Source organism: Paractinoplanes rhizophilus (assembly GCF_042664765.1).
GTDB lineage: Bacteria > Actinomycetota > Actinomycetes > Mycobacteriales > Micromonosporaceae > Actinoplanes > Actinoplanes rhizophilus.
On sequence record NZ_JBHTBJ010000008.1, the window covers coordinates 94,749 to 106,921 of the forward strand.

A 12,173-nucleotide genomic window follows, 5' to 3' on the forward strand; every position below is an offset into this window, starting at 1 on the left:
GGCCGCCGTATGACCGCGGTCATTCCGAAACCCCGCATCGCGATGCGCTTCGTCGTCGAGGGACCACCGATCGGCGCGTTGTGGCGTCGCGCCCTGACGCGCGCCGCGCTCGTGCCGATGGTCGTGCTCGCCCCGCTGATCGCCCTCGCCCCGACCGCCGACCACAAGTACAACGTGTACTGGCACGGCGGGCTGTTCCGGGACGACCCCGCGCGGATCGTGCCGCACACGCTCGAGTCGCTGCCGGGCTACCTGCGCAACGGCAACTTCCGGCCGCTCGGCCGGATGCTGGAGAAGCTGGCCGACCTGGCCGCGTACGCGCTGGGCGACGTGTTCGGCCTGCCCGCGAACGTGGGCCTGCGCGCGGTGTCGCTGGCGGCGGCGATGCTGCTCGGGGTGGCCGTGCTGGTGCTGGCCGAGAGCGTGGTGTCCGGCGGCCGGCTGTTCCGCGCGCCACCGTCCACAGTGGCCGCCGTAACGCCGTTCGCGGTCGGCGCGGTCCTGGTGGCGGCCGGCCGGTCCAGCCCGGTGGTGCTCTTCGGCGGCCTCTACTTCACGACCGCCGCGCTGGTCCTGCTGATCGCGGCCGCGGTGCCGCGCCTGGCGAGGCTTCGCGGATGGCAGATCGGGCCGCTGCTGGCGGGCGGGGCGGCGCTGGCCGCGTTCAACGAGCTCACCTACCTCGCCCTGCCGCTGGCCACGGTCGTGGTGGCGGCCCGCGGCCGATGGGTGCTGGGCCGGGACTGGCGGACCGTTCTCGCGTCCCCGCCGGCCCGCGCGCTGGGCCTGCTGTGGGTGGGTTTCCTGCCGGTCTTCGTCGCGGTCCGGGTGGTCATTCAGCGCTACTGCGGCGAAGGCCCGTGCTACCACGGCTCCGACATCGCCGTGAGCTCCGCGGTGGCAGAAGCCTTTCCCGTACGCGTCATCGCCTGGCTGCCGCCGCTGCAGTGGCAGAGCGCGGTACGCGGGGGCGGCGAGCTCTCCGCCGTGGTGCTCGGTCTCGCGCTGGCCGCCCTCGCCGCCCTCGGCTGGGTCGCCACCCGCGACCTGCGCCGCCTCGGGACGGTCGGCCGCCCGGCCGCCACCGCCCTGGCGACGGTCGCCCTGACCCTGGTCGTGCTGGGCGCGGCACTGGCCTCGCTCAGCGCCGACGTGCAGCAGCTCGTCGCTGCGCACCGCTGGGGACAGGGCTGGCGGGACACCGCCGTCGTCGCGCCCGGCGGCGCCCTGCTGACCGTGGCCGCCGCCCACCTGGCCCGCCCGCGCCGGCCGCTGCTGGGCGCCCTGATCGCCCTGCTGGTGGCCGGGGCCGCGGTCTCCGCCACGACCAACAAGCGCTTCCGGGACACCGTGCAGGAGTCGCCGGTCGCGCGGCTCGACGACCGCCTCGCCTTGGCGGTCGCCGACTTCGACCGGACCCCGGCCGGCGCGGCCCGCCGCTGCGCGCTGCGCGCCGAGTTCTTCGCGCTCAACCCCGGCGGCACGACCCTGGCCCGCCGGTTCGACAAGGCGTTCGACGCCGCGGCGCGGCAGCGCGCCGGGCAGCCGTTCTGTCCCGTAACCCGCTGAGGGTGCGGGCGTTGACGAGGTGTGATGATGAGCCGATTGCGGAAACTCAACCGCCGTCAGGCGGGCCTGCTGGCCGCCGCGGCCGTCCTCTGCGCCGCCGACGCCGCGAGCGCCCTCACCGGGCACCTCGGCCTCGCGCTCACCGTCCTCGGCGTCTTCCTGTGCGGGGTGCTCGGCGGCCTGCTCCTGCTCGCCCGCCGGCTGACCGGGCTGCTCGGGGCGCACCGGGCCGCGCAGCGCGACGTGCGGCAGGTGCTCGACCACACCCAGCGCCGGCTGCTCGGCGCGGTGGAGGAGATGCTGCTCACCGCGGGCGACCGGCACCGGGAGCTGGTGGACACGCTGGCCGCGCAGCAGAAGGCCGCGGCCAACGGCACCGATCGGCTGCTGCGCGCGCAGACCGGCGAGATCGAGGCGCTGGTGCAGTTGTTCCAGGGCTTCACGCCGCGGGCGCCGATGCCGACGTCCGGCGGGTTCGCGCTGAACCCCACCGACCTGCTCGACCTGGTGCAGCTGGTCCGCACCCGCCGGCCCCGGCTCGTGCTGGAGCTGGGCAGCGGCACGTCCACGGTCTGGATCGCCTACGCGCTGGAGAAGACCGGGGGCCGGCTGGTCTCGCTCGACCACGATCCCGGCTACGCCGAGAAGACCAGGGCCGCGCTGGCCGCGCACGGGCTCACCGAGGTGGCCGAGGTGCGCGACGCCCCGCTGCGCCCGGTGCTGCTCGACGGCCGCAGCTTCCCCTGGTACGACACCGACGCGCTGGCCGACCTGCGCGAGGTGGACCTGCTGCTGATCGACGGGCCGCCGGAGAAGACCGGGCCGGACGCCCGGTACCCGGCAATGCGCGTGCTGGAGGACAAGCTCGCCGACGCGGCGACGGTGGTCTTCGACGACGCGCACCGGCACGACGAGCAGGCGGCGCTGCGCCGGTGGATGGAGACGATCGAGGGCCTCACCCAAGAAGGTGAGGCCCCCGGCCGGCACGCGGTTCTTTCCTACCGGCGCATGGTGCGCCAGCTGACTCCGCAGTAGCTCAGTAGCCGAACTCCTGGGTGTAGTACACGTTGCCGGACCTCGCGTAGACGGCGCCGACGCCGATGGTCTTGGCCTTGCAGTTGAGGATGTTGGCGCGGTGCCCCGGCGAGGCCATCCACGCCTTCACGACGTCGACGCCGGTGCGGAAGCCGTACGCGATGTTCTCGCCGGCCGGCCGCGGGTAGTGCGCGGCCTTGACCCGGCTGACGAACGTCGAGCGGCCGGCGCCGGTGTGGCTGAACGCGCCGGTCTTGGCCATGTAGCCGCTGTGCGCGCGGGCGGCTTTGGTCAGCCGGGCGTCGATGTGGATCGACTTGCAGCCGTGCAGCAGGCGCTGCTTGTTGGTCAGGTAGGCGACGTCGCCCTGCAGCTTGGCCTCGCTCACCACCGCGGCGCTCGCCGGTGCGGCCACCATGACCAGGCCGAGCAGGGTGGCGGGGATCATCGCGATCAGGGCCAGACGCCGGGAGATCTTGGTACGCATCGAGTGAGCTGCCTTTCGGTGGTGGGCTCGCGGCTGCTACCGCCGCGTTCACCGACCAAGTTCGGCCCCGGACGAGCCCGCTTGACGCCGCGGCGGTTGCCTTGCCGGGGCCTCTGGGTTGCCGGACGGTTGGCTACCGGCCGCCGGTTGCCGTCACGGTGCACGCCGGTCTCTCGTTGGGTGTTCGGGAGCCGAATGCGCCGACCAAGGGAGATCCACAACGTGCCCGCGACCACTTACGACGTGGCGATCCTGTCGGACTTCCGCTATCCCGGCGGCACCTCGGCCAGCATCGCCGCCGAGGTGCACGCCCAGGCCGAGGCGGCCCTGTCCACGGTGCTCGTGCACGTGCCGTCGCCGCACCAGCCCAAGGCGCTGCCGTTCAGCCCGCGGATCAGCGACCTGCTGCGCGACGGCGTGGCCACGCTGGCCCGGGACGACGAACCGGTGCGGTGCAAGCTGCTGCTCGTACGCCAGCCCCGGATCTTCACCGCGGACCTGTCGGTGGTGCCGGTGGTGCGCGCCGAGCGGACCGTCATGGTCATCAACCAGCCGCCGGGCGACGCGGGCAACCCCTACCGCTACTACGACTTCGCGGCCGTCCGCGACCGGGTGCACCGCTACTTCGGTCCCCGGGTGGAGTGGGCGCCGATCAGCTCCCAGGTGCGCGACCAGGTGCGGCAGGTCGAACCGGACGCCCGGCTCGCCGGCGCCGACTGGCACGAGATCATCGACGTGGCGCACTGGTGGCGCGACCGGGACGGCTTCGTCGGCGACGTGCCGGTGATCGGCCGGCACGGGCGCGGCGACCCGGTGAAGTGGCCGCTCGACCCGGACGAGATCCTGCAGGCCTATCCGGCCGAGTCGTGCCGCGTGCGGGTGCTGGGCGGCGGCGACATCGCCGTACGGCGGATCGGGCACCGGCCGGAGAACTGGGATGTGGTCCCGTTCGGCGCCGAGTCGCCCGAGGAGTTCCTGCGCACCATCGACTTCTTCGTCTACTTCCACGACCCCGACCTGGTCGAGGCGTTCGGCCGGACGATCCTCGAGGCGATGGCCAGCGGCGTACCGGTGATCATCGGCGAGCATTTCCGGCCCACCTTCGCCGACGCCGCGCTTTACACCACCCCGGCCGGGGTGGCCGGCCTGGTCCGCGACCTGTACGCCGACCCGGCCCGCTACCGCGCGGTGGCGAGCCGCGCCCGCGAGTTCGCCGAGCACCGCTACGGGCACCAGTCGCACCTGACCCGCCTGGCCGCCCTGGGCATCCGGCCGAAGATCTCCCCGCCCGCCGGGCCGGCGGTGCGCCCGGCTCCGCCCGCCGCGCGCCGGGTGCTGATGGTCAGCGACAACGGCGCCGGGATGGGTCACCTCTCCCGGCTGATGGCGATCGCCCGCCGGCTGCCCGCCGACCACACCGCGGTGATCGCCACCCAGTCGTACGCCGCCTCGGTCGCCCACGGCGAGGGGTTCCTCACCGAGTACATCCCGTCCCGCAAGGTGCTGCAGGCCGCGCAGCCGCGCTGGACCGCGCTGCTGCGCGACCGCCTGGCCCACCTCATCGACCTGCACGAGCCGGCCGTGGTCGCGGTCGACTGCCTGCCGCACGCCGGGATCGTCGAGGCGGTCCGCGACCATCCCGGCATCGTCTGGGTGTGGGTGCGCCGGGCCATGTGGCAGCGGGGCGTCGGCGGGGACTGGATCACCGAGGGCAAGGTCTTCGACCACATCCTCGAGCCCGGCGAGTTCGCGGCGGTCGTCGACGAGGGCCCGACCGTCGCCGACCGGCCCAACGCCGTGCAGGTCGAGCCGATCACCTTCCTCGACGACAGCGAGCTGCTCACCCGGTCCGCGGCGCGCGCCTTCCTGGAGCTGGACGAGCGGCCCGCCGCGCTGATCCAGCTCGGGGCCGGGAACATCAACGACATCTCGTCGCCGGTCGCCCGGATCTGCCAGCACCTCACCGAGCGTGGCTTCCAGCTGGTGCTGGCCGAGTCGACGATCGCCACCACGCCGCTGCCGCGGGTGGCCGGCGCCAAGGCGGTCAAGCTCTACCCGGTGAGCCGCTACCTGCGCGCCTTCGACCTCGCGGTCAGCGCGTCCGGCTACAACTCGTTCCACGAGCAGATCGGCTTCGCCGTGCCCACCGTGTTCCTGCCCAACGCGTCCACCCGGCTCGACGACCAGATCGGCCGGGCCCGCTTCGCCGCCGCCACCGGCGTGGCGCTGGCCGTCGAGGATCCGTCGACCGGCGAGCTCGAGGAGGTGCTCGACCAGGCCGCGCGCCCCGAGGTGCGGGCCGGCCTGGCGCACCGCTGCCAGGAACTGGCGTTCGAGAACGGCGGCGGCCCCGCCGCCGCGTGGCTGAGCGGGCTGCGGCCCCGCCGACACGGAGGCTGACGTGCACGAGGTCAAGATCCCGTCGCACCGGGTGGTGCTGGACGCGCCTGAGCGGGCCCGCTGGGAGCTGGCCGCCATGGCCGGCCGGATGCGCTCGCTCGAGGTGCGGCTCGCCGAGGAGCAGGAGAACGCCGAGACCGCGCGCAAGGAGCGCGACCGCGAGCGCAAGCGCCTGGAGCGGCTGCGCCAGAGCGAGTCCTACCGGCTCGGCCTCGGCCTGGTGTCGCTCGTGAAGGACCCGGTGCACACGGTGCCGCGCCTGACCCGCGCGGTGGTGCGGCGGATGCGTCGCCGCCGGCCCGGCGGCCGGCCCTCGGAGGTACGGCGCGCGCCCGCCGCCGCCCAGCGTCCGCCCGCCCACCTGTACGTGGCGATCGGGCTGGACATCGCGGCGGTCCGCGAGTTCGTGCTGACCCTGCGGCAGCGCCTGCTGGTCAGCCCCGACCACCGCCCGGTCGTGGTCACCGACTGCCCGTCGTTCGCGCTGCTGCGGGACCTAGGCGTGCTCATCGAGTACCTGCCGGACCGGGCCACCTGGGAGCGGCACCGCCCGGACAAGCCGTGGGACGACGTGCTGACCCAGCGCTTGTCCCGCCTCTACCGCGACCACGAGACCGCCCGCACGGTGATCGTCGACCGCGCCCAGCCGCCGACCCTGGCCGACCTGCTGCGCTGACCCGTTTGCTCTGCTCACCCATGCGCTGCATACGCCGTCTGGTCCACAACCGCAGTCGGCGCGCGGCCCGGCTGCCTGCCCAGCCTCAGCCCGCGCCGGCAGCGGGACAACGCGAGATCTTGATGATTTCCGGTGTGGGTTAAGCAGATACTCACCATTCTTCGGCCGCCCGACATCAACTGCTCCCGACATACCCGATATTTACGGTTAGTGATCTCATGAAATGGACCGCTCGCCCAGTTCCCGGGACGCGCCGCCGGCATGCAGGACGGCCTCCTACGGACTGGAAGAACCCACCACATCGCGGGATCCCGCGGCCTCAGCGCGACGGGCCGGAGGGTATCCGGCTTGCAATGCCGCCCCACAGCCCCCGCCTGAGTGGGTGATCTCCTTGCGACGGCACCCTCGGCAATATCGCGCCGGTGGCTGGGGTGCAAGCGGGGTGTGCTTGCACCCCAGCCACCGGTGTGATCGCCTTCCGGTGTCGGCGCAACGAGATCACCCACGCCCCCACCGCAACCATCGCCAGAGAGATCTCCGCAGCGATGGCCGGGGTGCGGGGCGGAGCCCTGCGAACTTCGACCTCCGAAACCAAGCAGCTAATCGATCTCCGCAGCCGCCCACAGTCCATCCCCCGCCCCGGCACTGGGTGGGGCCGAGTAGACCACCTGGGTACGACAGAAATCGGGGAATGTCCACAGCGATGGCGTGACGTGGACGCTGCCCACGGGTGAGCAGAGCAAAATTGTCCGCGCCCCTTCGGGGCTGCCGTGGGGCTGTGTAAATGGGGTAGCGCGTCTGTCACCCGATGGTGGTGGTTAGGCAAGTACGAGCACGGCTTCGCAGACCCCTTTGGGCTTGGCGAACAAGCTGGCAGGGCCTCTACAACCCGCTGACCTGCAAAGTCCTGCCATGTCTCACGTCGTCGACGTTATCTACGGATCAGCTCAGCGCAGGCGCGCCCCCAACAGCGGGGCGAGGGCGCGCGCGTACGTAGTAGTCATGTGGTTGGAGTCGCGGTAGACGAGCAGGTTGCCGATGACCGCGGGGCACGCGTCGGTGCAGAACCACGGGGTCGGGTCGATCACGTCGTACCCGAAGAAGACCCGGCGTTGCTCCGGGCCACGCACCGTCGATCGCCGGCTGCGGGTGCAGTTGGCGGCGTGGCCGGCGTTCGCGGGCTCGGCGAGGCATTCGGGGACCGAGCCGCCCATGTAGGGGGTGTCGGCGATGGCGGCCACCCGCGCGCCGCTGCCGCGGAGCTCGGCGAAGGTGCGGTCCCAGGCGGCGCGCCACTGGCCGGCAAGATCGGCGGCCGGGTGGGCGGGGCGGTAGTTGAAGCTTGAGCCGACGACGACGAGGGCCGGGCGCAGCGCGGTGATGCGGGCGATCGCCGAGCGGTGGAACGCGGTGCACTCGGTGTATTCGCGCTTGAGGGTGTCGTGCCAGAGCGGCACGTCGGCGGCCGAGCAGGAGGTCTTGGTGAGCTCGACCAGCCGCCAGCGGCGCTCGGTGGCGAGCCGGTCGAGCGCGGGAAACCACTGGGCCGCGTGGGAATCGCCGAAGAGGACGACCGTCTCGGTGCCGGCCGGGTCGCCATAGAAGCAGCCCGCGGGCGCGGTGGTGACCGGGACGTCGGCGTGGCAGCCGTCGGTCCAGACGCGAGGGCGGTCGCGGGCGGCCCTGGTGAGGGCGGGAGTCAGGTTCGCGGGCAGCGGGCCGAGGCGGCGGCTCGCCTCGATCGCCGCGGCCAGATCCTGTGCGGGGTGCGCCGACGAGGCGAGCGTCTGGCGGAGGTCGGCGCGGCGGGCGCCGGCCGGCACGGCGTGCGGCAGCAGGGCGAGCGTCACCGCGACGACCCCGACGGTGGCGGACAGGGCCGCGCCGAAGCTCAGACCCGCGGCTCGTAGCGCGGGCCGGTGCCGCAGCGGGTTCTCGACCCAGCGGTAGGTCGCCCAGGCCAGGCCCAGCGCCAGGAGCGCCTTGGCCACGCCGCTGCCGATCGGCACGATCAGCAGCACCGGCCAGTGCCAGAGATACCAGCCGTACGACAGGCGCCCGACCGTCTGCATCGGACGGAGCTCGAGGAGCCGGTTGCCGCCGGCCGCGATCACCGCCACCGCGCCGGCGACCGGAAGCAGGGCGCGCCATCCGGGGTAGGCGGTGGCGTCGTCGAAAACTACGGCCGCCACCACGATCGCAGCCAGGCCGGCCCACGCGAGGGCCTTCGGCGTCCGGTGCAGGCGCACGATGCCCAGGGCCAGCAGCGCGCCCGCGCCGAGCTCCCACGCGCGGGTGTGCGGGCCGAAGTACGCCCACGGCGCCGAGCGGGCCGTCTCGGTGACGCTCAGCACGAACGAGACAACCACGAGCACGGCCAGCACCGTCGCCAGCGGACGACGCCGCCGCCACAGGTGCGCGGCGGCCAGGATCAGCAGCGGCCAGACCAGATAGAACTGCTCCTCGACGGCGAGCGACCAGAAGTGCTGGAACGGCGAGGGCGGCCGGTCGGCGCTCAGGTAGTCGGTGCCGATCGCGGCGAAGCGCAAGTTCGCGACGTACGCGGCGGCCGACAGCGCGTCCCGGCAGTATTCGCCGAGCCGCACCGTGGGCAGCCAGATGCGGGCCGCGATGAGCGTGGCGACCAGGACGACGGCGGCCGCGGGCAGCAGCCGGACCGCGCGGCGCCGATAGAAGCCCAGCACCGAGATGCGCCCGCGCCGGCCGGCCTCGCGCAGCAGCAGCGACGTGATGAGGAAGCCGGAGATGACGAAGAAGACGTCCACGCCCACGTAGCCGCCGGACAGCCCGGGCACGCCGGCGTGCGCGGCCACCACGAGGAGCACGGCCACCGCGCGCAACCCCTCGATGTCCGGCCGGAACGAGGGCTGGGTGTCGACCGGCGCCTGGTCGCGACCGGGCGCGACGGGTTCGAGGACGGCCAGGTCCGCTACGTTGCGCACCTCCACCCAACGCGCCGCTCGCAACTTTCGACTCGGCGCGGTCGTTGCTTTTTCGTGACGACCGAGATCATCGAGGTGCCGCGGCAGACCGCCCCGGCGGGGTCTTCGCCGGATGCGCCGGCCCCGCGCCGGCCGTGGCGGGCGCTGCTGTGGCGCTGCGTGCTCGCGCCGCTCGTGGTGCTGGCGCCGCTGGTCACGCTGACCTTCTCGGCCGACCACCGGTTCAACGTCTACAACGGTGGCGGCCGGTGGGTCGCCCACCCGTGGCGGCTGGTCACCGAGGCGGTCACGTCGGTGCCGCAGTACCTGGACCGGGGGAACTTCCGCCCGCTCGGCCGGATGCTGGAGTGGTCGCTGGACGTCGCCGCGTTCGCGCTCACCGGCCTGCTCGGCCTGCCGGCCACCATCGGGCTGCGGGTCGTCTCGTTCGCGGCCGCGATCGTGCTGACGATCGCGGCGGTGGTGCTCGTCGAGGCGGTCACCGCCCGGCGGGCGCGGTTGTTCGGCGGGCCGCCCTCGGTGGTCTCGGCGCTGCTGCCGTTCGCGATCGCGGCCGGGCTGGTCGCGGCCGGCCGGCTCAGCACGACCGTGCTCTTCGGCGGGCTCTACCTGACCACCAGCGCGCTGGTGCTCGCGATCGCGGCCTGGGCCTGCCGGGCGCGCCGCGCGGGCGTGCTCGTGGTGCTGGCCGGGGCGGGGCTGGCCGCCTTCAACGAGTTGGCCTACCTGGCCGTACCGCTCGCCACCGTGGCCGTGCTGCTGCGTGGCCGGCTGGTGCTCGGCCTCGGCCGGCGGGCGCTGCTGCGCAGCGCGCCGATCCGCTTCGCCGGGCTGCTCTGGGTGGGCTTCCTGCCGGTCTTCGTGCCGGTCCGGCTGATCATCCGGGAACGCTGCGCGGGCGGTGGCTGCTACGTGGGTTCCGACATCGCGTACGGCGGAGCGGCCGCCGCCCTGCCCGACCGGCTCGTCTCGTGGCTGCCGCCGCTGATGTGGCAGCGCGCCACCGGCGGGGAGTTCCCGCACGTGGCCGCGGCGCTGCCGGCGCTCGCGTTCGTCGCGCTGGCGCTGCTGGCCTGGCGAACCCTTGGTGGATTGCGCGGCCTGCCGGGCCTCGACCGGGGGCAGGCGCTGGCGCTGGCCGGCGTCGCGGCGGTGCTGCTGGTGCTCGCCGGAACCCTCGCCGCGCTCAACGCCGATGTCCAGACCGCGGCGGCCGCGGGCCGGTGGGGCCAGGGTTGGCGGGACAGCGGGCTGACCACGGTCGCCGGCAGCGTACTCGTGCTCGCCTTCTGGCGGCGCTTCGTCGTCGTGGCGCTGGCGGTGCTCGTGGTGGCCGGCACCGTCTCGGCGGCGGCCAACAAGGACTTCCGGGACGCGAGCGACCGCGGCCGGTACCCGTACCTCTATGACCGGATCGCGCAGGAGGTGGCCGGCTTCGACCGGACGCCGGCGGGCGATTCCCGCCGCTGTGCCCTGCGCGCCGCCTTCATCCGGAGCTCGGCCGGAAACCACCACGGGGTGGCCGACCGGCGGGAAGTGGAGCGCTTCGACATGAGTCTCGACCGGGCGACCCGGCAGCTGGCCGGGCGCCGCTTCTGCAGCGAGGCGCCGCGATGAGCCCGGCGGCGGTAGGTGGTGGCGCCGGCCTGCCAGGAGGCGCCGCGATGAGCCCGCTGTTGTCGGTGGTGGCGCCGATCTACAACGAGGGTCCGGGCGTCGACCGCTTCGTGCGCCGGCTCGGCCAGGTGCTCGGCGACGCTCGCCTGCGCTACGAGCTGGTGCTGGTCGACGATGGCTCGACCGACGACTCGTGGGACCGCATCGTCCGGCACTCGCTGGCCGACGAGCGGGTACGCGGCATCCAGCTCTCCCGCAACTTCGGCAAGGAACCGGCCGTGCTGGCCGGGCTCGAGCACGCGGCCGGGGACGCGGTCGTGGTCATCGATTCCGACCTGCAGCACCCGCCGTCGGCGATCCCGGCGATGGTGCAACGCTGGCGGGACGGCGCGCACGTGGTCGAGGCGGTCAAGCGCAACCGCACCGGGCAGGGACTGGTCGGCCGGCTCGGCGGCAAGCTGTTCAACCGGGCGTTCACCCGGCTCACCCAGGTCGACCTGGTCGACGCCACCGATTTCCGGCTGCTGTCGCGGCCGGCGCTGGACGCGCTGCTGCGGATGCCCGAGCATTCCTCGTTCTTCCGCGGCACGTCCAGCTGGATCGGGTTCCGGCGCAGCACGATCGAGGTGGACATCGACCACCGGGAGGGCGGCGCGTCCCGCTGGACGGTCCGGTCGCTGTTCCGGCTCGCGGTCAACGGGCTCACCTCGTTCACCTCGGCGCCGCTGCACCTGGTGACGCTGGGCGGGCTGGCCTTCGCGGCCTTCGCGGTGCTGCTGGGGGCGCAGACGCTCATCAAGTGGCTGCGCGGCGGGTCGGTGGCCGGCTTCCCGACCGTCATCCTGCTGCTGCTCGTGATGGGCACGTTCGTGCTGCTCGGGCTGGGCGTGATCGGGGAGTACCTGGCCCGGATCCACGAGGAGGTGCGGGCCCGGCCACGGTATCTCGTGCAGGAGAAGTCGGCGCGGGCCGTCGCCGACGTGCCCGAGCAGCTGGTGGCCGAGCGCAAGTGATCGCCCGGCTTCTCCGCTACGCCGTCAGCGGCGGCGCCAGCGCCCTCACCCATTTCGGGGTCGGGCTGGCGCTGGCCGAGGGCCTGCACGTCCGGCCGGTGGCGGCGTCCACGGCCGGATTCGTGGCGAGCATCGTGGTCTCGTACGTGTTGCAGCGGTCCTGGGTTTTCCGCTCGAACGCCGGCCATGCAGTGGCCGGCGGCAAATTTCTCACGGTGACCACGGCGGCGCTCGCGCTCAACACCGTGGTGCTCTGGCTCGGCACCGAGGTGCTGGCGGCACCCTATCCGCTGGTGCAGGCGGTGGCGCTGGTGGCGATCCCGGCGCTGAACTACACGCTGAACTCACGCTGGACTTTTCGCGATCCGCTCACGTGACCGCAACCGGCCCCACCCGTTCGGGTGGGGCCAGCA

9 protein-coding genes are annotated in these 12,173 nt (G+C 73.4%); 7 read left to right on the plus strand and 2 right to left on the minus strand.

What is annotated here, in order from left to right; translation table 11 throughout:
• Window positions 1–9 precede the first annotated feature (9 nt).
• On the plus strand, window positions 10–1,569 hold the full coding sequence (locus tag ACFQS1_RS14150) for a hypothetical protein (RefSeq protein ID WP_378967906.1): 1,560 nt from the start codon (window positions 10–12) through the stop codon (window positions 1,567–1,569).
• A gap of 27 nt (window positions 1,570–1,596) precedes the next feature.
• Window positions 1,597–2,604, plus strand: a complete 1,008-nt coding sequence (locus ACFQS1_RS14155; RefSeq protein ID WP_378967909.1) for an O-methyltransferase — start codon at window positions 1,597–1,599, stop codon at window positions 2,602–2,604.
• A 1-nt stretch (window position 2,605) separates the two neighbouring features.
• Here the strand turns inward: ACFQS1_RS14155 and ACFQS1_RS14160 are convergent, their stop codons facing one another.
• The gene (locus ACFQS1_RS14160; protein ID WP_378967911.1) at window positions 2,606–3,091 is read right to left on the minus strand and encodes a CAP domain-containing protein; all 486 of its coding nucleotides are present in this window, start codon (window positions 3,089–3,091) and stop codon (window positions 2,606–2,608) included.
• Between the two features lie 222 nt (window positions 3,092–3,313).
• On the opposite strand from ACFQS1_RS14160, the gene ACFQS1_RS14165 reads away from it, so the two are divergent.
• Complete coding sequence (locus tag ACFQS1_RS14165; RefSeq protein WP_378967913.1) at window positions 3,314–5,491, plus strand: glycosyl transferase; 2,178 nt, start codon at window positions 3,314–3,316, stop codon at window positions 5,489–5,491.
• A gap of 1 nt (window position 5,492) precedes the next feature.
• Window positions 5,493–6,167: a hypothetical protein gene (locus tag ACFQS1_RS14170; protein ID WP_378967915.1), complete on the plus strand. Its 675-nt coding sequence runs from the start codon at window positions 5,493–5,495 to the stop codon at window positions 6,165–6,167.
• 947 nt (window positions 6,168–7,114) lie between these two features.
• Here ACFQS1_RS14170 and ACFQS1_RS14175 read toward each other — a convergent pair.
• Window positions 7,115–9,130 (minus strand): acyltransferase family protein, encoded by a 2,016-nt coding sequence (locus ACFQS1_RS14175; protein ID WP_378967917.1) that lies wholly within the window; start codon window positions 9,128–9,130, stop codon window positions 7,115–7,117.
• Window positions 9,131–9,184: 54 nt separating this feature from the next.
• On the opposite strand from ACFQS1_RS14175, the gene ACFQS1_RS14180 reads away from it, so the two are divergent.
• From ACFQS1_RS14180 to ACFQS1_RS14190, 3 genes are read left to right on the plus strand one after another with little or no spacing between them, the layout of a single operon-like run.
• Window positions 9,185–10,747, plus strand: a complete 1,563-nt coding sequence (locus ACFQS1_RS14180) for a hypothetical protein (RefSeq protein WP_378967919.1) — start codon at window positions 9,185–9,187, stop codon at window positions 10,745–10,747.
• Window positions 10,748–10,794: 47 nt separating this feature from the next.
• The gene (locus ACFQS1_RS14185) at window positions 10,795–11,760 is read left to right on the plus strand and encodes a glycosyltransferase family 2 protein (RefSeq protein ID WP_378967921.1); all 966 of its coding nucleotides are present in this window, start codon (window positions 10,795–10,797) and stop codon (window positions 11,758–11,760) included.
• Window positions 11,757–12,137 (plus strand): GtrA family protein, encoded by a 381-nt coding sequence (locus tag ACFQS1_RS14190; protein WP_378967923.1) that lies wholly within the window; start codon window positions 11,757–11,759, stop codon window positions 12,135–12,137. Before ACFQS1_RS14185 ends, ACFQS1_RS14190 begins: the two co-directional genes overlap by 4 nt.
• Window positions 12,138–12,173: the final 36 nt, after the last annotated feature.